We start from the raw sequence: 25,710 nt of genomic DNA, 5'->3' as shown, positions 1-25,710 counted from the left end.
GCCACCCGCACGAACCCGCCCTGGGGGCCGTGCGGGTGGGCGACGTCTACCAGGAGCCGGCGGTCGGGCCGGCCGAGCCGCCCCGGCGGCGCAGGTACTTCTCGAACTCGGTGGCGATCTCGTCGCCGGTCAGCGGCTTGATGCCCTCGTCGCCGACGCGTTCCTCCAGCTCGCGGACGTAGTCACCGAGCTCGGTGTCCTGCTCGGCGGCGGCCCGGACGCGCTTCTCCCACTCGTCGGCCTCCTCCGCCAGGTCGGCCAGTGGCACCGGCAGGTCCAGCACGTCCTCGAGCCGGCTCAGCAGGGCGAGCGTCGCCTTCGGACACGGCGGGTTGTTCGCGTAGTGCGGCACGTGCACCCAGAACGACAGGGCGTCCACGTCCGCGCGGTCGGCCGCCTCCTGCAGCACGCCGACGATGCCGGTCGGGCCGTCGTAGCGGGTCGGGACGACCTTGTACTTCTCCGCGACCTCCTTCTCCGTCGCCGAGCCGCTGATCGGCAGGGGCCGGGTGTACGGCACGTCCGCCAGCAGGGCACCCAGCAGCACGATGCGGTTCACCTCGAGGCTGTGGCAGACCTCCAGGATCTGCTCGCAGAAGGTGCGCCAGCGCATGCTGGGCTCGATGCCGCGGATCAGCACCACGTCACGCTCGGTGCCGGGCGGGCTGGCCACGCTGAACCGGGTGGTCGGCCAGTCGATCTTGCGCGTCTCACCCTCGGTCATGGTGATCGTCGGCCTGCTGACCTGGAAGTCGTAGAACTCCTCCGGGTCGATGGTGGTGATCTCGCGGGCCTGCCAGACCTGCTCGAGGTGCTCCACCGCAGCCGTCGACGCGTCGGCCGCGTCGTTCCACCCTTCGAAGGCGGCGATCGCCACGGGGGAGCGCAGCAGGGGTAGACCGTCGAACTCTGTCACGGTGCCAACCTTTCGTACCTCACGTACGCAAAGCCTACGTGTCCGCGTCTGATCCCACCCGGCGGCCGCGCCGACCCCCGTCATCGCTTGGAGAGCCCGGTCACAGAGAGTCCATCTGTCGGACACCGATCCTCGGCGAACGGGGGATGTGCCATTAGCCTTGCAAGGTGCAGAACTCCTTCCTTGCCGCGCTGACCGATCGTGTCCTCGTCGCCGACGGAGCGATGGGCACGATGCTGCAGGCCGCCGACCTCGACGTGGACGCCGACTTCCAGGGTCTCGAGGGCTGCAACGAGATCCTGAACGTGACCCGCCCCGACGTCGTCCGCGGCGTCCACGAGGCCTACCTGGCCGCGGGGGCGGACTGCGTCGAGACCAACACCTTCGGTGCCAACCTCGGCAATCTGGGCGACTACGACATCCAGGACCGGATCCGGGAGCTGTCGCAGGCCGGTGCCGCGGTCGCCCGCGAGGCGGCCGACGCCCACTCGACCCCGGAACAGCCCCGGTACGTGCTGGGCTCGATCGGTCCCGGCACCAAGCTGCCCACCCTCGGCCACACGCACTACACCACGCTGCGTGACGCGTACCACGAGAACGCGGCCGGCCTGGTCCTGGGCGGCGCCGACGCGCTGATCATCGAGACCTGTCAGGACCTGCTGCAGACCAAGTCGGCGGTGGTCGGCGCGCACCGGGCGATGGCCGAGGTCGGGCGCAAGGTGCCGATCATCGCTCACGTGACCGTGGAGACCACCGGCACGATGCTGCTGGGCAGCGAGATCGGTGCGGCGCTGACCGCGCTGGAGCCGCTGGGCATCGACCTGATCGGACTGAACTGCGCGACCGGCCCGGCCGAGATGACCGAGCACCTGCGCTACCTGGCGCAGTCGGCGAGCGTACCGGTGTCGGTCATGCCCAATGCCGGCCTGCCGGTGCTGGCCGCCGGCGGCGCCTACTACCCGCTCACCCCCGACGAGCTGGCCGAGGCGCTGGACCGCTTCGTCCGCGAGTACGGCGTCTCGCTGGTCGGCGGCTGCTGCGGCACGACGCCCGCGCACATCGAGGCTGTCGTCAGCCGCGTCCGCGGCCTCCAGGCTGCCCCCCGCGAGCCGCAGCACGCCCCGGCCGCCGCGTCGATCTACCACGAGGTGCCGTTCCGGCAGGACGCCGGCGTGCTGATGATCGGCGAGCGCACCAACGCCAACGGCTCGAAGGCGTTCCGCGAGCCGATGCTGGCCGGCGACTGGCAGGCCTGCGTGGAGATCGCCCGCAGCCAGGCCCGCGACGGCTCGCACCTGCTCGACCTGTGCGTCGACTACGTGGGCCGCGACGGCACCCAGGACATGCGTGAGCTGGCCGGCCGCTTCGCCACCGCCTCGACCCTGCCGATCATGCTGGACTCGACCGAGCCGCAGGTCGTCGAGGCGGGCCTGGAGATGCTCGGCGGCCGCTGCGTGGTCAACTCGGTCAACTACGAGGACGGCGACGGCCCCGGCTCCCGCTACGCCCGGATGATGCCGATCGTCAAGGAGCACGGCGCGGCCGTGGTCGCCCTGACCATCGACGAGGAGGGCCAGGCCCGCGACGCCGACTGGAAGGTCCGGGTCGCGACGCGGCTCATCGACGACCTCACCGGCACGTGGGGCATGAAGCTGTCGGACATCCTGGTCGACTGCCTCACGTTCCCGATCGCCACCGGCCAGGAGGAGACCCGCCGCGACGGCCTGGAGACCATCGAGGCGATCCGGCGGATCAGCGCGCTGTACCCGGGCGTCAACTTCACCCTCGGCGTCTCCAACATCTCCTTCGGCCTCAACCCGGCCGCCCGCCAGGTGCTCAACTCGGTCTTCCTGCACGAGTGCGTACAGGCCGGGATGACCAGCGCGATCGTGCACGCCAGCAAGATCCTGCCGATGTCGAAGATCCAGGACGAGCAGCGCGAGGTCGCGCTCGACATGATCTACGACCGGCGCCGCGAGGGGTACGACCCGCTGCAGAAGTTCCTGCAGCTCTTCGAAGGCGTCGACGTCACGTCGGCCCGCGAGTCCCGGGCGCAGGAGCTGGCCGGGCTGCCGCTGGAGGAGCGCCTCAAGCGCCGCATCATCGACGGCGAGCGCAACGGCCTCGAGGACGACCTGCTGGAGGCGCTGCGGACCAAGCCGGCCCTGGCGATCGTCAACGACGTGCTGCTCGACGGCATGAAGACCGTCGGTGAGCTGTTCGGCTCCGGGCAGATGCAGCTGCCGTTCGTGCTCCAGTCGGCCGAGGTGATGAAGGCCGCGGTGGCGTTCCTCGAGCCGCACATGGAGAAGAACGAGGACGAGGAAGGCAAGGGCCGCATCGTGCTCGCCACGGTCAAGGGCGACGTGCACGACATCGGCAAGAACCTGGTCGACATCATCCTGAGCAACAACGGCTACGAGGTCGTCAACATCGGCATCAAGCAGCCGATCAACGCGATCATCGAGGCGGCCGAGCAGCACCAGGCGGACGCGATCGGCATGTCCGGCCTGCTGGTGAAGAGCACGGTCGTGATGAAGGAGAACCTGCAGGAGATGGCGTCGCGCGGCGTCGCGGCGAAGTATCCGGTCATGCTGGGCGGCGCGGCGCTGACCCGCGCGTACGTCGAGGACGACCTGCGCTCCCAGTACGAGGGTGAGGTGCACTACGCCCGGGACGCGTTCGAGGGTCTGTCGCTGATGGACAAGGTGATGACCGCCAAGCGCGGCGGCGCCCCGGTGATCGACCCGGAACGCGAGGCCGCGCTGGCCGCCCGCCGGGTCCGCCGCGAGAAGCAGCGCGCGATGGTCTCGGAGAACCTGCCGCCTCTGGACGACACCTCGGTCCGCTCCGACGTGGCCACCGACGTCGACATCCCGAAGGCGCCGTTCTTCGGCACCCGGGTGGTCAAGGGCATCCCGCTGAAGGACTACGCGTCGATGCTGGACGAGCGGGCGACGTTCCTGGGCCAGTGGGGCCTGAAGGCGGCCCGCGGCGGCAGCGGCCCGTCGTACGAAGAGCTGGTGGCGAGCGAGGGAAGGCCCCGCCTGCGCTACTGGCTGGACCGCCTGGCGGCGGATCACGTCCTGGAGGCGGCGGTCGTGTACGGCTACTTCCCGGCGTACTCGGAAGGCAACACCCTGGTGGTGCTGGACGAGAACGGCGCGGCGGAAAGGGCCCGCTTCACGTTCCCCCGCCAGCGCCAGGAAAGGCGCCTGTGCCTGGCCGACTTCTTCAAGCCCCGCGGCGCCGACGGCGAACTGGACGTGGTGGCCCTGCAACTGGTCACGGTGGGCCAGCCGATCAGCGAATACACGGCCAAGATGTTCGCCCGCGACGAGTACCGCGACTACCTGGAGGTCCACGGCCTGTCGGTCCAGCTGACCGAAGCCCTGGCCGAGTACTGGCACCGCCGCATCCGCTCAGAACTGACCCTCCCGAACGGCGCACCGGTGGGCGCGAACGACCCGACCGACCTGGCGGGCATCCTGAAGAACGACTACCGCGGCTGCCGCTACGCATTCGGCTACCCGGCCTGCCCGGACCTGGAAGACCGGGCGAAGGTGGTCGACCTGCTGGACGCGGGCCGCATCGGGGTGAAGCTGTCGGAGGAGTTCCAGCTGGAGCCCGAGCAGTCGACGGACGCGATCATCACCCACCACCCGGACGCCAACTACTTCAACGCCAAGTAGGCGGTGGCCGGGTCTGCGTGTGGCCTCCTGAGCGGCTCAGAAGTAGGAGCGCTTGCCGAGGAGTTCTGCCGCGCGCCAGATGTGCCGGGCCCTGCGTTCCGCCGTCTCGATTCTCGGCTCCGGGTCGTCGGGCAGGCCGGTGAGGATGATGCGGCTGACCAGGGCGACCAGGGGGCCTTCTCGGCCGGGCCGCTGCTCCGGGACGACCACGCCGACGTAGCCGCGGCGCAGGGTACGCGGTGCTATGACCGTCATCATCCGGTCCAGGTGGTCCTGCTGCGCGACGATCGCGACCGGCCGGTCGTCGCCGAAGAAGCCCTCGATCTCCGTACGAAGGAAGTTCGTCACCGTGTCGATGGATCGGCTCTCGGCGACGATGGATCCGCCCGGCACACCTTGCCGGATCAGCTCGGTTTTCATCATCTCTGCCTCGGGCAGCCCATCTCGATGATCGACCGGCGTCTTGTAGCCGGAGCACACGACGCGCCCGCCCGCCGGGCCGGCCACCTCGTCGAAGAGGTGATGGGCCACGGTGAGCCGGGCAAGTGCCTGATCAGGCAGCCCGAAACCGGTCGCGTCGCGGCCCCGGCCGGGCACCAGGATGTGCGCGATGTCCCGTAGCTCCGCGGTCCCGGGAAGGACCTTCAAACCCATCCCGCCAGGCTAGCGCCCGCGGTTGTACATCGCTGCCAGGCAGGCACGCAGACGATCATGCCGGAAGATGTAGTGATTGCCGTTCTTCCGCAACACGCCGGAGTCGTGACAGACCTGCAGGAACGGTGCGAAGGCCCACGGCAGCCGGTCGCGTAGGTAGAGCCACAGATGGGCGACCTTGAACGGCGCCCACTGATTCCAGAAGAACACCGCGGCCGCGACCCCGACCGGCAGCGCACTCAGGCTCCAGAAGGCACTCGGCGGGTGGAACATCGGCGCGAAGATCAGGTAGCCGCTCCCCAGGGTGACAGTGGCCAGGACCATCATGCCGATGCCGGAGCGCCGGTCGTTGTTGATCACCTTGAGCGGGTCGGCGGTGCGGGCGCCGGTGCCCGCATCCACCTTGGGCAGGGACCGCAGCACCCGTGCCGACAGCCGTCCGCCGCCGTATCCGACGGTGAGGCCGAGCAGGGCGGCCACCAGCACCCAGCCGATGAACGGCCGCATGGTCAGACCCAGCCACCAGTCGGCGGCGTTCGCCGGCCACCACACCGCGCCGGTCGCGAGATAGCAGGTCGCGGCGAGTCCGGCCCCCATGACGAGCTTGCGGGCGTGGTCCTGAACATCACCGTCTTTCTGGCCTTTGCCCGCAGTGAACAGGTAACCGATACGGGTGGGGTCGTCCGGTGCTTTCCAGCGTCCGACCGAATAGCCGCGCGCGTATCCGAAGCCGAACAGCACGCCGGTCAGCAGAAAGAGCGCGACCGCGGCGGGGGGAAACACCCCGCCGAGCAGCGCCGCGGTCACCCCGAGAAACACACTGCCGGCCAGCCCGAGGCGGTACATCGGCGCGAGCTGGCGAAGCTGCCAGAACGCGATGGCCTCGTTCGATCTACGGGAGCCGAGGAACCCGAGCCAATGCTCCACCTCCGCCGGAACGAAGCCGTCGGACGGCGCGTCGTCGCCGTCCGGTCGAGCGGCGACCCGGGTGAAGATGGCGGTGATCGTTCGTTGCAACAGATGCTGCTCGACATCGCCGGGCGTCCGCAGCTCGAGCAGATCGGTGACCCGGCCGGTGTATTCGTCCTCAACCGCATACACGGTCTTGGCCAGCCAGGCGTTCAACGGCTTCGCCAACGCCGTACGCGCGGCGGGGGCAGTGGCCAGTCCGCCGGAGAGCGCCTCCCAGTGCGGCCGGGCCAGCGGCGGCACCTTGAGCATCAGGAACCGGCCTACCTCGTCCGCGCTGACCGGGCCGAGTTCGATGACCGCGGCGTCGGGCACGGCATTGTCGAAGTACGACGAATTGGCCGGCGTCCGAACACCGGTGAGGACCGCTCGCTTGCCCGCGGTGAACTGCCGGAACGCCTCCGACGCCAGGCGTTGTGCGCTGGGGGCGATTTCGTCGAAGCCGTCGAAGATGGGGACCAGCCGCCCCTCGACGATGTCCTGGAGCGCCCTGAGGTGCTCCAGGTCGTGCAGGCCGTACTCGTCGCGCAGCATTCCGGAGATCCAGACCGCGAGCCGCTGCCGGGTCGGCATCCAGGAGCGCAGTCGGAGCAGGACGGATGGGCAGTTCTCCGCGTCCAGGCGGTGCATCAGCGAGTACGCGAGCGTCGTCTTGCCGGACTGCGAGTCACCGAAGATCACCAGCCGGCCACCACCGCAGATGTGCCGGGCCAGGTCGGTCTCTTGGGCCAGCCCCCCTTCGTTGTCGCCGAGCCGGTGCCACGGCACCCGCATCTGGCCCCAGTCGACCAGGGCCCGAAGTTCGTTGTCGGCGTAAGCACGGAACTTCTGGGTGAGCGACGCCGCGATTTCGGCTTCGTCGGGCACCCGCTGCGCCGGGGGATGGAAGTGCTGATGGATACCACCGTGGAGGATGCCCGAGATGGCGATTCCGCCGTCGCTGGCGGTCGCGTTCCCCGATTGCTCCACGGAGGACCGCGGGTCGCCCACTGTCAGCCGCGATGCTCGATGCCGGTGTTGGCCACCGATGCCGGTCCATCGGCTCGGGCGTCACCGGATCGGATGACGGTGGCCGGGCCCGCCGGCCCGCCACCGCGGACGCCGGTGTTGGCACTGCCGCCACTGGTTGCCGTCGCGTTCCCCGAGTCCTCGACCCGGTCAGCGCCTGACGGTGGCGATGCGGGCAGCAGGTGCGGACCGAAGAAGGCCACCAGCGCGACGACGACGCCGATCGTGCTGGCCAGCTTGTCAGCCTTGTCGAGGCCGACGATGGCGAAATAGACGATGAGGCCGGCCAGCGATGCGGCGAAGACGATGCGACCGGCCAGAATGATGCGACTGCGGCGGGACATGGGTACGAAGTCTACTAAGCGGCGTCAACAGAAAGTGATCATGTGACTACCGGATATTCAGGCTTCGGGTGGCCGACGACCAAGCTGCCTGGTCGCGGGTGCGTCGACGTGACGGGGGGGTACGGTCAATGATCGAGGTGGTCTTCTTCGACGTCGGCGGGACCGTTCTCGACGAGTCCCGGGAGTTCGAGACCTGGGCCGACTGGATCGGTGTGCCACGGCATACGTTCTCGGCGGTCTTCGGCGCGGTGATCGCCCGTGGACTCGACTATCGGGAGACGTTCCGGGTCTTCCGGCCCGATTTCGACGTCGAGGCCGAACGGGAGCGCCGAGCGGCAGCCGGTCGGCCTGAGTCGTTCGGCGAGGAGGATCTCTACCCCGACGCGCGGGCGTGCCTGGCCGCTCTGAAGGACCAGGGCTTGTTCGTGGGCCTGGCCGGTAATCAGCCCGCCCATCCGGCCCGACAACGACATCCGCCCGGCCGAGCGGGCCGGTCTGAAGACCTGCCTGATCCGGCGTGGTCCTTGGGGCCACATCCTCGACATGCCGGACGTGGCCGGGCAGTGCCTGTTCCGCATCGATGCGCTGGACGAGCTGCCCGGCCTGGTCGCGAAGCACCACGCGGCTTCAGTGGATGGCCTTGAGACCGATCACCCCACCGATGATCATCGTCAGGAAGACGAACTTCAGCAGTGAGGCCGGCTCCTCGCCGGTGACCATGGCGTAGGCGACGGTCAGGACAGCGCCGATCCCCACCCATACCGCGTACGCCGTGCCGATCGGCAAGGTGCGCATCGCGTACGCCAGGCCCGCCATGCTGGCGATGATCCCGACGAAGAACACCACCGACGGGCCGAGCCGGGCGAAGCCCTGGCTCCGGCCCAGGGCCGTCGCCCAGACCGCTTCGCACACACCGGAGAGCACAAGAATGAACCAGGACATGGAAGTCCTCCCGCGCGCCGTCTTGTCGCTGACCGGGTACGGCACCCTCGTCCGGGAGCTCACCTGAGCTCTGCCTCCAGCGTGACATACGCCGACGGAATGCCGCTGGAGGTGTGACAACCGAGACAGCCACCGCCTCGAACAGCGACTCTGGGACGTACTACGAGCTCAGACGACGTAGGGCTGCCACGGGAAGCGGGCTGCGAGGGTCGGGTCACCGTTGCCCGGCCGGGTTCCCGCCTGCGCCCCGTAGCCCGCCTGGATGCACCAGCCGTCCGCCCGCGTCAGCACCGCGAAGTGGTTGTCGGCCGACAGCCGCACCAGCACCCGGCGCGCCAGTTCGCCATCCGGGTCCCGCACGGGGCGTTGGCGGGCGGACGTCAGCTCGAACCGCCAAACTTCGCGGGCCGCCGTACGCAGTTGGTCGGCCCACGTAGGCCACGGTCGGCGCCGTCGGCTCGTGTTGTCGGCCGACCCCACGTAGCGGTCGTACAGGAGTTTGAGCTCCGCCGCGGCGGCCAGGTCATTCGCCGGGCGATCGCCCTCCCACACCGCAAGGTCGTATGACATGGCGCAGGACTCTACCCAGTGCCGGGGCGCGTGGCAGTACCCCGGATGTGCGGGGTTGCCGGGCTCTTCGGCCCGGTCGGGGGAAAGCGGAACCGCTCCAGCTCATCCGGGACGAATCCCGCCGCGACGATCGCGGCGGCGGTGTCCCGGCCGGTGTGGCAGCCGCCGAACAGTCGCGGCCACAGCGTCGCGTCGGCCACCCGCTGAGCCCGGCGCATCCCGGGCTGCTCCGCGGCGACGTGCTCGAAGAACCGCACCCGGCCGCCCGGGCGCAGCACCCGTTTGATCTCCGCCAGCGCGGCTGCCTGGTCCGGCACCGTGCACAACACCAGGCAGACCACCGCGGCGTCGAACCGGCCGTCCGCGCCGGGCAGCGCGTCGGCCAGGCCGTCGACCACCTGCACCGGTACGGGGGCCCGCCGCCCGGCAACCGCAGCGGCGGCTCGCAGCCGCGGCTCCGGCTCGACCGCCACCACCTCGGTCACCTCGGCCGGATAGTGCGCGAAAGTGAGCCCGTTGCCCGCCCCGACCTCCACCACCCGGCCGGACAACCCCGCGACCAGGGCCCGCCGCCGCTCGGCCATCCCGGCGCGATCCATCAGTACGCTCAGCCGGGCATAGACCCGCGCAAACACCGGATGCGACGTCACTGTGACTCCTCCAGGACGGCCGAAGACCCTCGACCAGCACGGTACGGCGGCGCGCCAGTCCCCGTGCCGGTTCCACAGGTTCATCGTCAGCACCCGGACACTGCCGACGGCACCCTCTACCGTGGATTCGTTCCCCGCCGAACGTCAGGATGAGGCCCCTTGCGCAGTGAAGTGCTGTTCCTCGGCGGCCGGGCCGGCGTCGGCAAGACCAGCGTCGGCACCGAGATCCACGTGCAGCTGTCCGCGCGGCACGTCCGGCACTGCCTGATCGAGGGCGACAACCTCGACCTGGCCTATCCGCCGCCGTGGGAGCACGGCCTGGCCGAACGCAATCTGGCCGCCATGTGGGCCAACTACCGCGTCCTGGGCTACCGGCGGCTGATCTACACCAACACGGTGAGCGTCCGCTTCGTCGACGCGCTCACGACCGCGATGGGCGATGATCCGCGGGTCACGGCCGTCCTGCTCACCGCCGACGACGGTACGGCGCGGCAGCGGCTGGCCCGGCGCGAGATCGGCACCGCGCTGCAACGCCACGTGGAACGCAGCGACCTCGCGGCGCGTGAGCTGGCGGAGCTGAGCCCGGAGTGGGTGCACCGGATCGCCACCGACGGGCGCCCGGTGGCCGACCTCGCCGGTGAGATCATCGAACTGGCCGGCTGGGCCGGCGACACCGCGAACTAGGCGCGCAGCAGCGCTTCCAGCTGCCGTACGACCTCGTCGACCGGGGCGGTCACGTCGATCTCCGCGGTCGCGGTGGCGCGCAGCAGCGGTTCCACGTGCGCCCGGTGGTCGAGGACCGCTGCGCGTTCCGCGGGGCTCTTGCCGTACGGGTTGTCGGTGCGCGCCGCGATCCGGGCCAGCAGTACTTCCGCCGGCGCGCTCAGCAGCACGACGTGGTCGAATCTCGGGTAGAACTCGCCCTGGTTGGATTTGCAGCCGGCCACGAACAGGTCTCCCGGGCCGCTGAGCAGCTCCGTCATCTCCGGCTCGCGCCAGATCCAGTCCGCCGAGCCGTCCGGCAGCGTCACCCAGCGGCTCCACCGGTCGGTGTCCGTGTCGACCGTGCGGTGCCCGAGCGCGCCGAGGGCCCGCAACGCCGTGGACTTGCCCGTACCTGACATGCCGGTGATCAGGATCTTGGCGGCGGGGCGCGGGGTCATGGGCAGAGCGTACGAGGCGCTAGCGTGAGCCGGTGACAGTGCTGAGCAGTCTCGGGTCCTTCGTCGTCGTGGTCGGGCTGCTGACGCTGACGCCGGGCATGGACACCGCGCTCATTCTGCGTACCGCTGCCGTCGGCGCCCCGCGCCGCGCCTGGGGTGTCGTTCTCGGCATCCAGAGCGGCACCCTGGTCTGGGGTGTGCTCACCTCGGCCGGCATCACGGCCCTGCTGACCGCCTCGCGGCTCGCCTACGACGTCCTGCGGTGGGCCGGCGCCTGCTATCTGATCTGGATGGGCCTCTCCATGCTGTGGGCCGCCCGCCGTCACAGGGCTGAGCCGCGGACTGCCCCGGAGGCGCCGGGGTTCCGGCGCGGGCTGCTCACCAACCTGCTGAATCCGAAAATGGGCGCGTTCTACGTCGCCCTGCTGCCGCAGTTCATCCCGCCGGACGTGGCGCCGTTCGCCTTCGGGGTGCTGCTGACCGGCCTCCACATCGTCCTGGGTACCGCCTGGTCGGCCGTCCTGGTCGGGCTCGCGCACCGGCTGCGCACCCTCCTGCGCCGGCCGGTGGCCCGTCGCGTGCTGGACCGGATCACCGGCACCGTCATCACCGCCTTCGGGCTCCGGCTCGCCCTGAGCAGCACCTGACCGGCTTGACCGAGCCGCGGCACCGGTTCGACTAGGCCGCGGCCCGCCAGACCTGGCGGGGTGCGAAGCCGTCCCGGCGCAGCCAGTGCTCGGTGTAGACGATGCGGTCGGCCGGGATCACCACGAGCGGTCCCGTCGGCGGGTCGTCCAGCGAGCGGGACCGTTCGACGTGCTCCGACTGCCAGCGCACCGCCGGCCAGAACCGCGCGAAGTCCGGGTCCGGCTCGGTCAGCACCCGCGCCTGACCGAAGATCTGCGCCCCGCGGCTGCTGGCCTGGCCCACCAGCGGCGCGAAGACGCCGACCGAGACCCGCGGGTCGGCGGCGATGTTGCGCAGCTTCGGCGAGCCGGCCGCCGCGGTGAACATCAGCGTGAAGTCCAGGTGGAAGTAGCGCACCGGGGTGGCCAGCGGCCCGGCCGGTCCCGCCGTGGCCAGCACGCACATGTTCTGCGACGACAGCAGGTTGAGCAGGCGTTCCTCGAGGCGGGGCCGGTCCAGGCGGGCGGTGGGGGCCGGGCCGGCCAGCCAGGGGTTGGTCACGGGCATGAGTGATCTTGGCAGATCAGCGGGAGCAGCGTCGAGAGGTCGTCGACCGTCAGCTCCGGCACGTGGGTGTCCGGGTCGTCGCGGTACGCCGCCGCCGACGGATAGTTGGCGTTGGTCACCAGGATCGGGCGCATCCCGGCCGTGGCGGCTCCCCAGTGTTCGCGGCTGCCGCCGTCGCCCACGTACCAGCACTGTTGCGGGAGGACGCCCAGGCGATCGGCCACTGTGGCGTACAGGCGCTGGTCGGGTTTGCGGTAGCCCTCGCGCCACGAGAAGACCGCCGCGTCGATCAGGGGTGCGAACGGGGTCGACGGCCAGCTCTCGTACAGCTCGCTGCTGCAGTCGGAGATCAGCCCCAACCGCAGGCCGCGCTCGCGCAGGGTGGCCAGCACCGCCAGGACGCCGGGCCGCGGTGTGCGGACCGTGGCCGCGCCGGCGAGTTGCACCGCCGTGGCCGCGTCGAGGGCGTCCGGTGCCGGGGTGACGCCGCAGCGCAGAGCCACGGTTTCAAGGGTGGCCCGGGTGTCGCCGAACGCGCCGGTCGCCCGCTCGCGGAAGGTGGCCCCCATCATCGTGCAGAAGGCGTCTGCCGGCACCCCGAGGGCCGCCGCGGTCGCGATGAAGGAGGACCGCCGGCCGTCCTCGGCGGACGGGTCGGTCAGCGTGCCGAAGAAGTCGAAGACGACGGCCTTCATCGCACGGCGTGCGGGGCGAGCACGGCCGCACAGCGCAGGTTGCGGTAGTGGCCGCGGTAGTCCAGGCCGTACCCGACGATCAGGCCGGCCGGCACGTCGAAGCCGACGTAGGTCGGCACGCCGAACTCCGGGGTGTCCGGCTTGCGCAGCAGCGCCGCCACCGCGATCGACGCGGGTCCGCGCTGCCGCAGGTTGGCGATCAGCCACGACATGGTCAGGCCGGTCTGGATGACCGTCTCCGCGATGATCACGTCCCGGTCGGTGATGTCCAGATCAAGATCCTTGAGCAGGCGTACGGAGCCGGAAGCGCGCTTGCTCGTGGTGTACGACCGGATCGCCATCCAGTCGATCTCCACCTGGCTCTCCAGGGCCCGGGCCAGGTCGACGGTGAACGTGGCGGCCCCGCCCAGCACCCCCACCAGCACGACCTCGCGGCCGGCGTAGTCCTTGCCGATCTCGGCGGCCAGTCCCTTCACCCGGGTGTGGATCTGGTCCTCGGTGAGCAGCACGGACTCGAGGTCGTCCGCGACGTGGTCGGCGTCCACCGTCATCCCCCTGAGAAGTCGCCGCGCCTCGCAGCCCCCCGCGAGGTCACGCCGGAATCCTGACACGCGGGGCCCCGGCCGCCAACACGCGTCCAGCCCCTGGCGCACACGCCGTTTCGCCGGCATCCGCCCTGGCCGGGCGGCAGACTGCGATCATGCGCCGGCTCCGTTTCGCCCCGGTGGCGACCTGCTACGTGATCGTCGTGGCGCTGCTCACACTCGCGGGCCGGCGGTGGTCGCCGTACGCGGATCTGGCGGTCTTCGTAGCGGTGGTGCTGACGATGCCGGCCGGTCTGCTGTCGCCGTTGCTCGCCCTCGTCCCGGACCATCTCGGCTGGTACGCCCTGCCGCTGCTGGCCGTGCTCAACGCCTTCGTGCTGCGCGGGCTGAGCCGGGTCCTGCCCCGCGACCCGATCGCCCGTGGGGTGGAGAACAGGCTGCACAGCGCGCTGGTGTCGACCCGGCTGAAGGTGACACCGATGCTGCATTCCGGCCGGCGCCGGGAACGCAGCCTGTTGCTGCGGGACGTACCGATCGCCTATCCGCAGCTGGTCGGGGTCTATCACGAGCTCTGGCGGGACTCCGGCCTGCGGGTGCGGGAGGTGCCGGAACCGCTGGCGCTGCGGGCGTACGACGGGGAGGGTTACGCGTTCTCGCTGGAGGCCGGGCCGGGCGTCTTCGGCGACGCCGTCCTGACCGTCGCCCCGCCGGCCGGCCGGCGCTGGGGGTTCGCGGCGGGACTGGTGGCGGGGGGAGTGCCGGGGGCGATCGCGGCGGTGTCCGCGGCCTATCCGGCGCTGCTGCTCACCGGCTGCGGCGCGCTGGTCGGTGGGCTCGCCTGCTTGACCGTGCCCCGGACCCGCGCGTTCGGCCGGGGGCTGCTGCTGGGCGGCGGGCCGGCGCTGGCCGTTCTCCTGCTGTATGGCACAGCGTGACGGACTCGGGCCGGTCAGGTGCATCCAGGCGCCGTTTGTCCACATTCCCGGCCTGCTTCCGCTGACCGTAATGAGACTCCTGTAATGTCCGCGCGTCCAACTATTCATGTATTCATCACGACGGTGGAGTTGTGGCATGGCACAACGGTTCACGCTGGACGAGATCCGGACCCGTACCTACAAGGATCGCGACGCCTGGTGGACCGTGTGGCTCGTCGATCCGCTGGCGTCGCGGCTGGTCTGGCTCGTGGCCCCGGTCCGCTGGATCACGCCGAACCTGCTGACCATGGGCGCGTTCCTGCTCGGCTTCGTGGCCGCGTACTGCTTCCTGCAGGGCGACTACCCGTGGCTGGTGGCCGGCGCGGTGGTCTTCCACATCAGCTTCGTGCTCGACTGCATGGACGGCAAGATCGCCCGGCTCAAGGGTACGGGCTCGGTGTTCGGCGCCTGGCTCGACTATGTCTTCGACCGGCTGCGCGTGGTCACCTGCGCGGTCGCCCTGATGGTCGGCCAGTACGCCAAGACCGACAACGTGATCTACCTGTGGCTGGCCGGCGTGGTCATCTTCCTCGACATGTTCCGCTACCTGAACGCCCTGCAGATGGGCAAGGTCAAGCAGGACATGCGGCGCAACCTCGAGGCGGCCCGTGGCGAGGGTCCCGACCGGCCGGTGTTCGTCGAGGAGACCAGCGCCCAGCAGCCCGTGGGTCCCGCCGCCGGTGCGGCGGCCCCGGTGGCCGGTGACCGGGCCGAGGCGACCCCGGTCGTCGACGTGTACGGCGAGTTCCGGGCCAAGATGGGCCCGCTGATGAAGCTCCGTAACTCGCTGGCCCGTCAGCGCATCCGGGCCCACCTGTTCAGCGGCATCGAGTTCCAGATGTTCGTGTTCATCCTCGGCCCGCTGACCAACCAGATCATCTTCTTCTCCGTGCTGTCCGCGGTGGCGCTGGCGGGCTTCGAGCTGCTGCTGATCTACAAGCTCTACAGCGCCACCAAGGTCTACACCCGCGAGCTGGCCAGGATCGGCTCGTCCGAGGCCGCCGCCCACGCGGCCGCGGTCGCCGCCGGCGCCCCGAGCGACGGCGACGAGGAAGACGACGAGCTCTCCCCGCAGCGCATCTCCGCCTGAGGGCGGGGCGTCCCACCGAGTGGCCGGTCAGCGTGGCAAGCTGACCGGCCATGAACGTATCCGCGGTGCGCACCGTCGCGCCGGCAGAGTGGCCGGAGCCCGCCTTCCGGGTCGGGCCGGCCCCGGCGCTGGGCGGCGGCGCGTGAGCGCCCGCTTCGAGGAGCTCGCCTGGCGCGAGACGCCGATCGGCGAGATCAGCCTGCGCCGCCGCCTCGACCCGCGGCTGCGCGTCGAGGTCTACGAAGTCAAGATCAACGACGAGTTTCTGATGTCCAGCCTGTTCACGGTGGCCGAGATCGAACTGGCCCGGCTCGGCCTGGCCGCGTTGCCGGGCGATGCCCACCCGGACGTGGTGGTGGGCGGGCTCGGCCTCGGCTACACCGCGCGGGCCGTCCTGGAGGACGCCCGGGTGGCGTCGCTGGTGGTCGTCGACGCGGTCGCCGAAGTGATCTCCTGGCACGAGCGCGGGCTGCTGCCCGAGGCGGCGGCGCTGGTCACCGACCCGCGCAGCCGCCTGGTCGAGGGTGACTTCTTCGCGATGGCGGCCGGGCCGGACGGCTTCGACCCCGCGGTGCCGGGCCGGCGCTTCGATGCGATCCTGCTCGACGTCGACCACAGTCCGCGGCACGTGCTGGCCCCGGCCAACGCGGCGCTCTACACCGTCGACGGGATGCGCCGGCTCGCCGCGCACCTGCGGCCCGGCGGCGTCTTCGCCCTGTGGTCCGACGACCCGCCGGACGCCGAGTTCGAGGCGGTCCTGGCCGAGGTCTTCACCTCGGCGGCGGCGCACGTGGTCTCGTTCCCGAACCCGCTCACCGGCGGAGAGTCGGCCAACACCGTATATGTGGCTACATAGCCGGGCATACTGGCGGTTGTGGACGACCACCCTCTCGAACCCGGCGAGGACGCCACGACGTTCTTCCAGCCGCGCGCCGAAGTCTTCGTGACCGTGCTGTGGGTGTGCGCCGCCGTGTGGTTCCTGTGCCGGGGCCTGTCGGTGGTGGTCCAGCTGCTGCTGGGCGACGTGCCGACGATCGGTGAGCTGGTCCGGGTCGCGGAGAGCCTGCTGGTCGTCCCGGTGGTCACCGCGAGCGTGGTCATGCTGGTGGCCTGGAACAGGCTCGGCTGGATGAAGAGCTCCGTGTACGGGCTGGAGTTCGCGGCGACCGGCCGCCGTGGCGTGCACCTGCGCTGGGCGTCGATCGCCTCGGTCGGGCTGCGGCGCTGGGGACCGTTCACGGAGTTGGTGGTGACCCCGACCGACATGGCCGCGGTGACCGAGCTGCCCGGCCCCGGCCGGCGCCCGCGGGTGCTGCGCCGCGAGTCCGGCCCGGCGTTCCTGATCGACGTGGGCCTGATGTCGCCCGGCCCCCGGACGCTGCTCGCCGAGCTGCACCGGCGCATCCCGTCCCGGGTCTGAGCCGGCGAGGGTCTTGACCTCTACGCCCCGGGATCCTATGTTTAACGCATCCGTTAATTAACGAAGGTGTTAAACGGCATGACCGACCGGCTCAGCGTCATCTTCGCGGCCCTGGCCGACCCGACCCGCCGCGCGATCCTGGCCCGGCTGGCCGAGGGCGACGCCACCGTCTCGGAGCTGGCCGAACCGTTCACGATCAGCCTCCCGGCGATCTCCCGGCACCTGAAGGTGCTGGAACAGGCCGGCCTGATCACCCGCAGCCGCTCCGCGCAGTGGCGCTCCAGCAGCCTGCAGGCCGAGCCGCTGCGCGAGGCGACCGCCTGGATGGAGCGCTACCGGCGGTTCTGGGACGTCAACTTCGCGCGCCTCGACGCGCACCTGCAGCGCATCCAGCAAGAGGAGAGAGAGCCATGAGCGACGCCACCACCCAACTGGTCCTCACCCGGATCTTCGACGCCCCGCGGGAGCTGGTCTACCGCGCGTTCACCGACCCCGACCAGCTCGCCGCGTGGTTCGGGCCGGTCGGCTGGTCGGTGCCCCGCGACAGCGTGGACATCGAGGCCAAGGTCGGCGGCCACCAGCGCTTCACGATGGTCAACGACGAGGACCCGGCCCAGAACTCGCCGGTCGACGTGACCTTCGTCGAGGTCGTCGAGAACGAGCTGCTGGTCGGCGAGGAGAACGCGGCCGACATCCCGGCGTTCGCCGGCTCGCTGATGCGGATGCGGCTGGAGTTCCACGACGAGCCCGGCGGCAGGACCCGGCTCGTGCTGACCCAGGGCCCGTACACCGAGGACTTCGTCGCGATGGCCCGCGAGGGCTGGGGCAGCTCCTTCACCAAGCTGGACCGCACGCTCGGCTAACCGGCGGTGCCGGCCAAAGTGTCGGGAGCGCCGAAGGTGACCGGGACGCCGGGGGAGTAGAGCACACTCACCGGCGGCCCGACCGGTGCGGGCAGGCCGGCCGCGGTGATCAGCTCGTCGTCGAGCTCGAGCAGCTCCGCGCGGTGCAACGGCCAGCGCGGGTGCTCGTTGGGCAGGTGCAGGCTGCGGCCCCAGGCGTGGGTGTGCAGGCCCCAGCGGGCGGTGACGAAGTGCTCCGCCGGGGACGGCTCGGTGAGCGGGGCTCCGACGCGTACCGTCATGGAGCTGGCCGCCCCGCGCGGCCCGGGCCAGCGCCGCCGGCTGGTGTAGCGCAGTACGTCGCCGTCCTTCTCCAGGCGCATCCGCGCCCACTTGTACGGCAGGCGCAGCGAGGCCTGCGCGGTCAGCACGGGCAACAGCCGCTCGGCCTCCAGGGACAGGAAGACGACGGCCCGGCGCCCTTGCGCGTCCACGCTGTACAGCCGCACGTTGGTCTCGAGGAACGTGCCCAGATACGGGATGCCGGGGCCGCGCAACGGCCCCAGCCGCACCATCCGGAAGCCGATCAGACCCACGTAACTCACGCCGTCCAGGGTGTCCGGGACGGTGCCGCGGGGCAGGAACGGCGCCACGGTCTCCGGCGGTACGGCCCAGTGCAGGAACGCGAGGTCGTGCCAGCTCTGCACCAGCAACGACCGGCGTACCGGCCGTACCGTCTCCGGGGTCACGTCCTCGATCCGCACGCTCCCCATCATGCCGGTGCCGGGCGCGGCGCCGGAGTGATCTCCGTCGCCGCGCCGGCGCCGCGTCACCTGGTGAAGCGGTTGAGGATGCCCTTCTTCACCTGGCTCGGGCGCTGCTGCTCGCCGGCGAAGGCGCTGATCACGATGAGCGCACCGGTCAGCGCCGGCACCACCCACTGCAGCGCGGACAGCTTCTTCTGGGCCCGCACCACCTCGATCGGGGTGTCCACCGTCGACTCGGTGCCGGAGGCGGCGGGCACCGCGGTGTCCTTGGCCACCTTGCGGCCGAGCAGCCGGCTGTATCCGGTCACGCCGAGCGCGGCCACGGTCAGGCCGGTCTTGGCCAGCGACATGCCGGCCACGCCCTGCTGAGCGGCCAGCCGGCCGCGGTTGCCGACCAGCTCGCCGACGCTGCCGGCCAGGTGCGCACCGATCGCGGCGGCGTTCACCGGCGTCCACTTGTTCCAGCCGGTGTTGGCGACCCGGCCGGTGCTCTCCGGGTCGGCCGTCTCGGCGGCGGCGGGGTTGAGCGCCACCGCGTTGGCCAGGGTGCCGCCGAACCAGGCGGCGAGCCCGACGTCGTGCAGGGACCGGGAAAGAGTGTCCTGAGCCAAGGTGTCCTCCAGAGTTCGCGCAGGTGGGATACCTGTGCGAGCTACCCGGGGCCGGACGGCTTACACGGCCGGTGCGCGATCAGGTCCGGATCCGGCAGTGTCCAGTGCCACACAGACTGATCCTGGCCCCCGGGTCCGCCCGTACCGTTGGGGTATCCCGGTCACGCCAGCCCCTCGGAGGACCCGCATGCCGGTACCGCGCCGCACCCGTCTGCTTCCCCTGGTCCCCATGGTGGTGGCGCTGATCGCCCTCGGCTGCGTCTCCGCACCCGACGACGCGAGCGGCCCGGGCGGTGGCCGGGCTCCCGCCCCGACCCGTACCGCCGCCGCCGGTGAGGACCCCGACGGCACGGACACCCCGGAGGAGTTCAAGGCCGACATCGGAGACGCCGAACGGGTCGCCGAGGCGTACTGGAAAGCGCAGTTCAAGGCCTCCGGGCTGGACTTCGAGCCGATCGCGCGGCTGATCCCGTACGAGCGGGAGGGTGAGGTGGCGTGCGGCGGGCAGGGCCTCGGTCTCAACAACGCGGCGTACTGCTCGGCCGGTGACTTCATCGCGTACGACATCAACTGGGCGTTCGCCGCGTTCCGCCAGATCGGTGACGCGTTCATCTTCTACCTGCTCGGCCACGAGTACGCCCACGCCATCCAGCGGCGGCTCGGCATCCGGAAGGAGTTCACCATCGAGCTGGAGCTGCAGGCGGACTGCATGGCGGGGGCGTACATCGGCGACAGCGAACGCAAGGGCTCCCTCAAGCTCGACGACGGTGACCTCGAGGAGCTGGCCCGAGGCCTGGAAGCGGTCGGCGACGACCCGGGGCAGCCGTGGTTCGCCGAGGGCGCGCACGGCTCGGCCAAGCAGCGGACCAGGTCCTTCAGCAACGGCTACCGGCGCTCCCTGGACCCCTGCGACGTGTCGTAGCGGTCACACCGGCGCCCGTGACGGCCGGCCGGCGGGGGACAATGGGCAGGACATCTGACGAACGGCTCGGGAGGCCTGCCCTGACACGCACACAACCGGCTGCGGTGCTCTTCGACATGGACGGCACGCTGGTCGACAGCGAGAAGGTCTGGGACGTCGCGCTGTACGAACTGGCCGAACACGCCGGCGGCAAGCTGTCCGAGCCGGCCCGGCTGGCGATGATCGGCAGCAGCATGGCCACCTCGATGCGGATCCTGCGCGAGGACCTGGCCCAGCCGGACCGCGACGAGGCCGCCGACGTGGCCTGGCTCGAGCACCGCGTCGAGGAGCTGTTCGCCGAGGGCCTGATCTGGCGCCCGGGAGCGCTGGAGCTGCTGCGCGCGGTCCGCGCGGCGGGACTGCCGACGGCGCTGGTCACCTCGACCGGGCGCCGGCTGGTCGAGGTCGCGCTCGACACCCTGGGCCGGGAGAATTTCGACGCCGTGGTCTGCGGCGACGAGGTGTCGGCCCCGAAGCCCGACCCGACGCCGTACCGGACGGCGGCCGAGCTGCTCGGGGTACGGATCGAGCAGTGCGTGGCGATCGAGGACTCACCGACGGGCATGGCCAGCGCCGTGGCGTCGGGGGCGGCGGTGCTGGCGGTGCCGGCCGAGCTGGAGCTGCCGCCGACCGACGGGGTGCACCTGCGCGACTCGCTGGAAGGCGTCGACCCGGCCTTCCTGGCCACACTGTTCGCCTCCGCCACCGCCTGATCCCGCCCGCCCGCGATGCGGCTCGCCCGCCCGCGATGCGGCTCGCCCGCCCGCGATGCGGCTCGCCCGCCCGCGATGCGGCTCGCCGCGCGAGCCCGCGCCGGGTTCGGCGCGGGCTCGGCGGTCGTGCTCAGTCGTGGGCGATCGCGCCCAGGACGTTGAGGCGGGCGGCGCGGATCGCCGGCAGGACCGCGGCGATCACCCCGACCAGGGCGGCCAGCACCAGGTAGGTGCCCATCCGGCCCCACGGCAGCACCAGCTCGGTGATGCCGTCGCTCTTCAGCGCGCGGGTCACCGCCGTACCCATGCCGGCGCCGACGACCACGCCCAGCAGCGCGCCGAAGACGGAGATCACCACCGCCTCGACCGTCACCATTCGCATCGTCTGGGCCCGGCCCAGGCCGACCGCCCGCAGCAGCCCCAGCTCACGGGTGCGTTCCAGCACCGACAGGGCCAGGGTGTTGATCACGCCGAGCACCGCGATCAGGATGGCCAGCGCCAGCAGGATCTGGATCATCGTGATCAGGGTGTCGAAGGTGGCCGCCTGCTCGTCCACGAACGCCTGCGCGTCCTGCGCCGACACCTCGGGGCTGTCCGCCAGCAGCGCCTTGACCTGGGGCAGCACCTGGCTGACGGCGACGCCGTCGGCGAGGCGCACGAAGCCCATGGTCGGCTGCGTGATGCCGAAGTCCTTGGCCGTGGCGACCGGCAGCACGTAGTCACCCGGCATGCTGTCCTCCGGGTAGGTGGCCACGATCGTGTACTGGCGGGGATCACCGCGCGCCGGCTGGAGCGTGACCTTGGTGCCGACCTGCCAGCCGTAGTCCTGCGCCTCCTCCACGCTGACGGCCAGCTGGTCGTCGCGCAAGGTGTCCGGCATCCCGACCGCGGTGTTGCCGAACGCGTCCTTGAGCGCGGTCACGTTGTCGGTGGCGTTGACGTAGTGGTTCTCGCCGTCGATCGTGACCTGGTCGTTCCAGAGGCCGGCGACCGCCCGTACCCCCGGGATCTTGGCCGTGTCGCGCAGCACCGCCGGGTCGTAGGTCGGCGGCCGCGGGCCGTTCTGGTCCCCGCTGATGATCACCTCGGCCTTGAGGATCGTCGCGGCCTCGGCCTTGAGGCTGCTCTTGGCCGAGTCCATCACCACGGTGACGCCGGTGACCAGCGCGATGCCGACCATCAGCGCGGCCGCGGTGATCGCGGTGCGCCGCGGGTTGCGGCCCGAGTTGAGCCGGCCCAGGCGCCCCGGCAGCGACCAGGAGAAGAGCCGGCCGATGCCGGACACCACCGGGCGGCTGATCAGCGGCGTGAGCAGCGCGATGCCGATGAACGAGACCAGCACGCCGGTCAGGATGGTCCAGAGGGTGGCGTCGCCCATGTCGGCGAACAGGCCCAGACCCAGAGCGGTCGCCCCGGCCGCGGTCACCAGGCCGCCGGCCACGCTGACCTTGGTGAGCGGCCGGTCCGGCGTCGCCACGTCCTGCATGGCCGCGACCGGCGCGATCCGCGACGCCCGCAGCGCGGGCAGGACCGCGGCGACCACGGTCACCACGACCCCGACCACGAACGAGCTGATGATCGCGGCGGCCGGCACACCCACGGTGCCGAGCTGCATACCCCCACCGACGAACGAATTGAACAGGTACGCCAGCAGCGCGCCGACCCCGACACCGGCCGCCAGGCCGAGCACCGAGGCGATCAGGCCGATCACCACCGCCTCGACCAGCACCGAGCCGATCATCTGACGGCGGCTCGCGCCCAGCGCCCGCATCAGCGCCAGCTCCCGGGTGCGCTGCGCGACGATGATCGAGAACGTGTTGAGGATCAGGAAGATGCCGACGAACAGCGCCACGCCGGCGAAGCCGAGCAGGATGTTGGTGAAGAAGCCCAGCCCGGCCTGCAGGTCGGCGGCGGTGTCGGCGGCGAGCTGGTCACCGGTCTTGGTGACGTAGCCGGCGCCGAGGGTGGCCGAGATCCGGTCGCGCAGCGCTTCCGGCGTCACGCCCGGCTCCGCCTGCACCCGGATGGAGCTGTAGACCCCGGTCTTGCCCAGCATCAGCTTCTGGGCCACCGGTTCGGTGAAGGCCACCTCCTGCACGCCGCCGAGGCTGTCCCGGTTGCCGCTGTAGCCGTAGATGCCGACCAGCGTGAACTCTTTCCTCGGTTCCAGGGTGAGCACGCCGACCCGGTCGCCGACCTTGATGCCGGCGGCCTTGGCCACGGTCGCGTTCACCACGAACTCGTCGTCGGCGGTGGGCCCGCGGCCCTCGCGCAGCTGGAGCAGGTCGTCCGGGCCGGTCCAGGCCGAGCCGATGCGCGGCGGGCCGACCGAGGTGAGGACCTTGCCGTCGCTGCCGATCACCCGGGCGCCGTCGGCGTCGACGAGCCCGGTCGCGTTCTTCACCCCGGGCACGCCCCGCACCTGGGCCAGGGCGGACGCGGGCAGCGGGGTGACGACCTCCTCGCCCTCGAACTCGGAGACCTCGACCTTGGGCTTGGCCGTGACGCCGACGTCGGTGGTGGAGTACGCGCTGGCGAACAGCGAGTCGAACGACTTGCTCAGGGTGTCGGTGACCACGAACGCGCCGGCCACGAACATGACGCCGAGCACGACGGCGAGCCCGGAGAGGATGAGCCGCAGCTTGCGGGCGAGCAGGCTCTTCAGGGTCGCGCGCAGCATCAGAGCATCACCGGTTCGGCGTGCGTGTCGAGGCGCTTCATCATGTCCAGGACGGTCTCCGGGGTCGGGCCGGTGAGCTCGTCGACGATCGCGCCGTCGGCCAGGAACACCACCCGGTCGGCGTAGCTGGCGGCGACCGGGTCGTGGGTGACCATCACGATGGTCTGGTTGTGCTCACGCACGCTGGCCCGCAGGAACGACAGCACCTCGGCGCCGGACCGTGAGTCCAGGTTGCCGGTGGGCTCGTCGGCGAAGATGACGTCGGGCCGGCCGATCAGGGCCCGGGCGCACGCGACGCGCTGCTGCTGGCCGCCGGAGAGCTGGCTGGGCCGGTGGCTGAGCCGGTCCCGCAGCCCGACGGTGTCGATGACGATGTCCCACCACTGCGGGTCGGGCTTGCGTCCGGCGATGTCCAGCGGCAGCCGGATGTTCTCCTGCGCGCTCAGCGTCGGCAGCAGGTTGAACTGCTGGAAGATGAAGCCGACCCGGTCGCGGCGCAGCCGGGTGAGGGCCTTGTCGCCCATGCCGGTGATCTTGGTGCCGCCGACGTGCACCTCACCGCGGTCGACCGTGTCCAGCCCGGCCAGGCAGTGCATGAGGGTCGACTTGCCGCTGCCGGACGGGCCCATGATGGCCGTGAACCTGCCGCGTTCGAACTCGGCGCTCACGCCGCGCAGCGCGACGACCCGCGCCTCGCCGGTGCCGTAGACCTTCCAGACCTCGCCGGCCCGTGCGGCCGCCGGTTCGCGGGAATCCGTGCTTGTCACTGTGCCCCCAGGAGAACGTGCTCGATGTTGTCCGGCTCAGTCTTCCGGCGCGAGCGGCCCGAAGCGTCCGCCCAGCGGCGTAGCCCGACGCGGAGATTTCGGTGGGGGTGCCACCCAGGCAACGCTCAGGGTTACCCCCTGGCGTCATGGTGACGGTTGACAGACGTCATTAATGACGTCATATTGATGTCATGGACTTGACGCCGTACCTCGAATCGCTCCGCAGCGACCTCAGCGCCGCCGCGGCCCCGGGTGGTCCGGAGACCACCCGGGCGGCGGACCTGCTCGGCCACGCCCTGGAGGCGTCGGCCCGGCTGGCGCTGCTGCAGGCGCTGTCGGACGCGGCGGCGGAGATCACCACCCGCCTGCACGGACCGGTGGTGGACGTCCGCCTCCGCGGCCGCGACGCGGACCTGGTGGTTACCGAGCCGGCGCCGGAACCCGACCTCGACGAACAGCCGGCCCCGGCGCCGCCGCCGGATGGCGGTGACCTCGCCCGGTTGACCCTGCGCATGCCGGAAGCACTCAAGACCCACGTCGAGCAGTCCGCGGCCGCCGAGGGCATCTCGGTCAACGCCTGGCTCGTGCGCGCGGTGACCGCGGCGGCCGGCAACACTCCGGCCCAGCCGCCGCGCCGGGGCCGCCCCGGCAAGCGCATCACCGGCTTCGCCCAAGCCTGACCTGCTGTTTCCACTGAAGGGAAAAGACCATGTACGAGTTCGACCGCTCCACCCCCGTGACGGTGTCCCTGCGCGTGCAGCGGGGCACGGCGGAACTGGTGGCCGAGAACAGGCCCGACATCCAGGTGCAGATCGACCCGGAGGACGGTGCCGAGGACCGCTTCACGGTGGCGTTGGAAGGCGACACGCTGGTCGTGCACGGGCCGGAGTCGACGTGGGACTGGCGCCGTACCCCGAAGGTCCGGGTTCTGGTCCGGGTGCCGCTGGACAGCGCGCTGGCGGCCAAGTCGGCGTCGGCCGGCGTCCGCGCGACCGGCCGCTGGTCGAGCGCGCAAGTGAACGCGGCGTCGGCGGATGTGTTCGTGGACGACGTGACCGGGGACGCGTCGCTGAAGGCGTCCAGTGGTGACGTGGCCGTCAACCGGGTCGGTGGTTCCCTGCGGATCAGCAGCGCGAGCGGTGCTCTGCGGGTGGGTGACGTCAACGGTGACGTCAAAGCCGACGCGGCGAGCGGCGACCTGGTGCTGCGCAGCGTCGGCGGGTCGCTGCAGGCCACCACGGCCTCGGGCGACGTCGAGGTGGGCGTGGTCAGCCGGGGCAAGACCCGGGTGGGTACGGCATCGGGCGATGTCTCGGTCGGGGTGGCCGCGGGCACCGGGGTCTGGCTCGATCTGAACACGGCCTCGGGATCGACCACGAGCGATCTCACGCTGGGCGGCCAGCCGGCTGAGGGTGGACGCGAGGCGACGTTGGAGCTGCGGGTCCGGACCGCCAGCGGGGACATCGACGTGCACCGGGCGATGGGCGACCTGCGCACCGCCGCCTGACCGGCTCCGTGGGATGCGGGCGGCCCCCCGGGTCCT

General features: G+C 71.1%; 28 protein-coding genes, 1 pseudogene and 1 riboswitch. Of the genes and pseudogenes, 14 read left to right on the top strand and 15 right to left on the bottom strand.

Features of this window, described 5'->3' with window-relative positions; translation table 11 throughout:
* Positions 1 to 46 precede the first annotated feature (46 nt).
* Positions 47 to 916: a PAC2 family protein gene (locus AB0C12_RS04160; protein ID WP_360543951.1), complete on the bottom strand. Its 870-nt coding sequence runs from the start codon at positions 914 to 916 to the stop codon at positions 47 to 49.
* A 167-nt stretch (positions 917 to 1,083) separates the two neighbouring features.
* Between AB0C12_RS04160 and metH the strand changes: the two genes are divergently transcribed.
* The gene (metH, locus tag AB0C12_RS04155) at positions 1,084 to 4,608 is read left to right on the top strand and encodes a methionine synthase (protein WP_360543949.1); all 3,525 of its coding nucleotides are present in this window, start codon (positions 1,084 to 1,086) and stop codon (positions 4,606 to 4,608) included.
* A gap of 36 nt (positions 4,609 to 4,644) precedes the next feature.
* Here metH and AB0C12_RS04150 read toward each other — a convergent pair whose 3' ends face one another.
* The 3 genes from AB0C12_RS04150 to AB0C12_RS04140 are packed head-to-tail and all read right to left on the bottom strand — an operon-like array spanning position 4,645 to position 7,583.
* Positions 4,645 to 5,262 carry a YdcF family protein gene (locus tag AB0C12_RS04150; protein WP_360543947.1) on the bottom strand — a complete coding sequence of 206 codons (618 nt, stop codon included), beginning with the start codon at positions 5,260 to 5,262 and terminating at the stop codon, positions 4,645 to 4,647.
* 9 nt (positions 5,263 to 5,271) lie between these two features.
* Positions 5,272 to 7,221 carry an ATP-binding protein gene (locus AB0C12_RS04145; RefSeq protein WP_360543945.1) on the bottom strand — a complete coding sequence of 650 codons (1,950 nt, stop codon included), beginning with the start codon at positions 7,219 to 7,221 and terminating at the stop codon, positions 5,272 to 5,274.
* 2 nt (positions 7,222 to 7,223) lie between these two features.
* On the bottom strand, positions 7,224 to 7,583 hold the full coding sequence (locus tag AB0C12_RS04140) for a hypothetical protein (RefSeq protein WP_360543943.1): 360 nt from the start codon (positions 7,581 to 7,583) through the stop codon (positions 7,224 to 7,226).
* Between the two features lie 128 nt (positions 7,584 to 7,711).
* Between AB0C12_RS04140 and AB0C12_RS04135 the strand changes: the two are divergent.
* Positions 7,712 to 8,279 (top strand): annotated as a pseudogene (locus AB0C12_RS04135) (haloacid dehalogenase).
* Here the strand turns inward: AB0C12_RS04135 and AB0C12_RS04130 are convergent.
* The 3 genes from AB0C12_RS04130 to AB0C12_RS04120 form a co-directional block, all read right to left on the bottom strand.
* The gene (locus tag AB0C12_RS04130) at positions 8,211 to 8,525 is read right to left on the bottom strand and encodes a multidrug efflux SMR transporter (protein ID WP_360543941.1); all 315 of its coding nucleotides are present in this window, start codon (positions 8,523 to 8,525) and stop codon (positions 8,211 to 8,213) included. The pseudogene AB0C12_RS04135 and the gene AB0C12_RS04130 overlap by 69 nt on opposite strands.
* A gap of 11 nt (positions 8,526 to 8,536) precedes the next feature.
* A riboswitch (guanidine-III (ykkC-III) riboswitch) is annotated at positions 8,537 to 8,599 on the bottom strand.
* A 94-nt stretch (positions 8,600 to 8,693) separates the two neighbouring features.
* Positions 8,694 to 9,095, bottom strand: a complete 402-nt coding sequence (locus AB0C12_RS04125) for a hypothetical protein (RefSeq protein ID WP_360543939.1) — start codon at positions 9,093 to 9,095, stop codon at positions 8,694 to 8,696.
* 11 nt (positions 9,096 to 9,106) lie between these two features.
* A complete protein-coding gene (locus AB0C12_RS04120) occupies positions 9,107 to 9,745 on the bottom strand; it encodes a methyltransferase domain-containing protein (protein WP_360543937.1) in 639 nt (212 codons plus the stop codon).
* A gap of 159 nt (positions 9,746 to 9,904) precedes the next feature.
* On the opposite strand from AB0C12_RS04120, the gene AB0C12_RS04115 reads away from it, so the two are divergent.
* Positions 9,905 to 10,429, top strand: coding sequence for a hypothetical protein (locus AB0C12_RS04115; RefSeq protein WP_360543935.1), 525 nt, complete (start codon positions 9,905 to 9,907; stop codon positions 10,427 to 10,429).
* On the opposite strand, the gene AB0C12_RS04110 is transcribed toward AB0C12_RS04115, so the two are convergent.
* Entirely contained in the window at positions 10,426 to 10,908 is a 483-nt protein-coding gene (locus AB0C12_RS04110; protein ID WP_360543933.1) for an AAA family ATPase, read from the bottom strand. The genes AB0C12_RS04115 and AB0C12_RS04110 overlap by 4 nt on opposite strands.
* A 32-nt stretch (positions 10,909 to 10,940) precedes the next feature.
* Between AB0C12_RS04110 and AB0C12_RS04105 the strand changes: the two genes are divergently transcribed.
* Positions 10,941 to 11,555 carry a LysE family translocator gene (locus AB0C12_RS04105; protein WP_360543931.1) on the top strand — a complete coding sequence of 205 codons (615 nt, stop codon included), beginning with the start codon at positions 10,941 to 10,943 and terminating at the stop codon, positions 11,553 to 11,555.
* Between the two features lie 31 nt (positions 11,556 to 11,586).
* Here AB0C12_RS04105 and AB0C12_RS04100 read toward each other — a convergent pair whose 3' ends face one another.
* Genes AB0C12_RS04100 through hpt form a run of 3 tightly spaced genes read right to left on the bottom strand, consistent with a single transcriptional unit; the run spans position 11,587 to position 13,348 of the window.
* On the bottom strand, positions 11,587 to 12,102 hold the full coding sequence (locus AB0C12_RS04100; RefSeq protein WP_360543929.1) for a pyridoxamine 5'-phosphate oxidase family protein: 516 nt from the start codon (positions 12,100 to 12,102) through the stop codon (positions 11,587 to 11,589).
* A complete protein-coding gene (locus AB0C12_RS04095; RefSeq protein ID WP_360543928.1) occupies positions 12,093 to 12,797 on the bottom strand; it encodes an HAD family hydrolase in 705 nt (234 codons plus the stop codon). Before AB0C12_RS04095 ends, AB0C12_RS04100 begins: the two co-directional genes overlap by 10 nt.
* Positions 12,794 to 13,348: a hypoxanthine phosphoribosyltransferase gene (hpt, locus tag AB0C12_RS04090; RefSeq protein ID WP_360543926.1), complete on the bottom strand. Its 555-nt coding sequence runs from the start codon at positions 13,346 to 13,348 to the stop codon at positions 12,794 to 12,796. The genes AB0C12_RS04095 and hpt overlap by 4 nt, the downstream gene beginning before the upstream one ends.
* A 149-nt stretch (positions 13,349 to 13,497) precedes the next feature.
* On the opposite strand from hpt, the gene AB0C12_RS04085 reads away from it, so the two are divergent.
* The 6 genes from AB0C12_RS04085 (at position 13,498) to AB0C12_RS04060 (ending at position 17,689) form a co-directional block, all read left to right on the top strand.
* The gene (locus AB0C12_RS04085; protein ID WP_360543924.1) at positions 13,498 to 14,277 is read left to right on the top strand and encodes a hypothetical protein; all 780 of its coding nucleotides are present in this window, start codon (positions 13,498 to 13,500) and stop codon (positions 14,275 to 14,277) included.
* A 136-nt stretch (positions 14,278 to 14,413) separates the two neighbouring features.
* Positions 14,414 to 15,406 carry a CDP-alcohol phosphatidyltransferase family protein gene (locus AB0C12_RS04080; protein ID WP_360543922.1) on the top strand — a complete coding sequence of 331 codons (993 nt, stop codon included), beginning with the start codon at positions 14,414 to 14,416 and terminating at the stop codon, positions 15,404 to 15,406.
* Positions 15,407 to 15,548: 142 nt separating this feature from the next.
* Complete coding sequence (locus tag AB0C12_RS04075) at positions 15,549 to 16,262, top strand: spermidine synthase (RefSeq protein ID WP_360543920.1); 714 nt, start codon at positions 15,549 to 15,551, stop codon at positions 16,260 to 16,262.
* Between the two features lie 18 nt (positions 16,263 to 16,280).
* On the top strand, positions 16,281 to 16,826 hold the full coding sequence (locus AB0C12_RS04070) for a hypothetical protein (RefSeq protein ID WP_360543918.1): 546 nt from the start codon (positions 16,281 to 16,283) through the stop codon (positions 16,824 to 16,826).
* A gap of 78 nt (positions 16,827 to 16,904) precedes the next feature.
* On the top strand, positions 16,905 to 17,240 hold the full coding sequence (locus AB0C12_RS04065; protein WP_360543916.1) for a metalloregulator ArsR/SmtB family transcription factor: 336 nt from the start codon (positions 16,905 to 16,907) through the stop codon (positions 17,238 to 17,240).
* Entirely contained in the window at positions 17,237 to 17,689 is a 453-nt protein-coding gene (locus tag AB0C12_RS04060) for an SRPBCC domain-containing protein (RefSeq protein WP_360543914.1), read from the top strand. Before AB0C12_RS04065 ends, AB0C12_RS04060 begins: the two co-directional genes overlap by 4 nt.
* Here AB0C12_RS04060 and AB0C12_RS04055 read toward each other — a convergent pair.
* Both AB0C12_RS04055 and AB0C12_RS04050 read right to left on the bottom strand, forming a co-directional pair.
* The gene (locus AB0C12_RS04055) at positions 17,686 to 18,432 is read right to left on the bottom strand and encodes a DUF2071 domain-containing protein (RefSeq protein ID WP_360543912.1); all 747 of its coding nucleotides are present in this window, start codon (positions 18,430 to 18,432) and stop codon (positions 17,686 to 17,688) included. The two genes, AB0C12_RS04060 and AB0C12_RS04055, sit on opposite strands and share 4 nt — an antisense overlap.
* Positions 18,433 to 18,497: 65 nt before the next feature.
* Positions 18,498 to 19,046, bottom strand: a complete 549-nt coding sequence (locus AB0C12_RS04050) for a hypothetical protein (protein ID WP_360543910.1) — start codon at positions 19,044 to 19,046, stop codon at positions 18,498 to 18,500.
* A gap of 187 nt (positions 19,047 to 19,233) precedes the next feature.
* Here AB0C12_RS04050 and AB0C12_RS04045 point away from each other — a divergent pair, with 187 nt between their 5' ends.
* Positions 19,234 to 19,968, top strand: a complete 735-nt coding sequence (locus AB0C12_RS04045) for a neutral zinc metallopeptidase (protein WP_360543908.1) — start codon at positions 19,234 to 19,236, stop codon at positions 19,966 to 19,968.
* Between the two features lie 104 nt (positions 19,969 to 20,072).
* A complete protein-coding gene (locus AB0C12_RS04040) occupies positions 20,073 to 20,720 on the top strand; it encodes an HAD family phosphatase (RefSeq protein ID WP_360543906.1) in 648 nt (215 codons plus the stop codon).
* Positions 20,721 to 20,850: 130 nt separating this feature from the next.
* On the opposite strand, the gene AB0C12_RS04035 is transcribed toward AB0C12_RS04040, so the two are convergent.
* Both AB0C12_RS04035 and AB0C12_RS04030 read right to left on the bottom strand, forming a co-directional pair.
* Positions 20,851 to 23,400, bottom strand: coding sequence for an ABC transporter permease (locus AB0C12_RS04035; RefSeq protein ID WP_360543904.1), 2,550 nt, complete (start codon positions 23,398 to 23,400; stop codon positions 20,851 to 20,853).
* Positions 23,400 to 24,167 carry an ABC transporter ATP-binding protein gene (locus AB0C12_RS04030; protein WP_360543902.1) on the bottom strand — a complete coding sequence of 256 codons (768 nt, stop codon included), beginning with the start codon at positions 24,165 to 24,167 and terminating at the stop codon, positions 23,400 to 23,402. The genes AB0C12_RS04035 and AB0C12_RS04030 overlap by 1 nt, the downstream gene beginning before the upstream one ends.
* 191 nt (positions 24,168 to 24,358) lie before the next feature.
* On the opposite strand from AB0C12_RS04030, the gene AB0C12_RS04025 reads away from it, so the two are divergent.
* Both AB0C12_RS04025 and AB0C12_RS04020 read left to right on the top strand, forming a co-directional pair.
* The gene (locus tag AB0C12_RS04025) at positions 24,359 to 24,847 is read left to right on the top strand and encodes a hypothetical protein (RefSeq protein ID WP_360543900.1); all 489 of its coding nucleotides are present in this window, start codon (positions 24,359 to 24,361) and stop codon (positions 24,845 to 24,847) included.
* Positions 24,848 to 24,876: 29 nt separating this feature from the next.
* Positions 24,877 to 25,674 carry a DUF4097 family beta strand repeat-containing protein gene (locus tag AB0C12_RS04020; RefSeq protein ID WP_360543898.1) on the top strand — a complete coding sequence of 266 codons (798 nt, stop codon included), beginning with the start codon at positions 24,877 to 24,879 and terminating at the stop codon, positions 25,672 to 25,674.
* Positions 25,675 to 25,710: the final 36 nt, after the last annotated feature.

It is taken from the genome of Actinoplanes sp. NPDC048967 (genome assembly GCF_040649415.1).
In the GTDB taxonomy this organism is placed as follows: domain Bacteria; phylum Actinomycetota; class Actinomycetes; order Mycobacteriales; family Micromonosporaceae; genus Actinoplanes.
The sequence above is the reverse complement of the archived record's forward strand: the minus strand, read 5'-3'. Positions and strand labels throughout refer to the sequence as shown.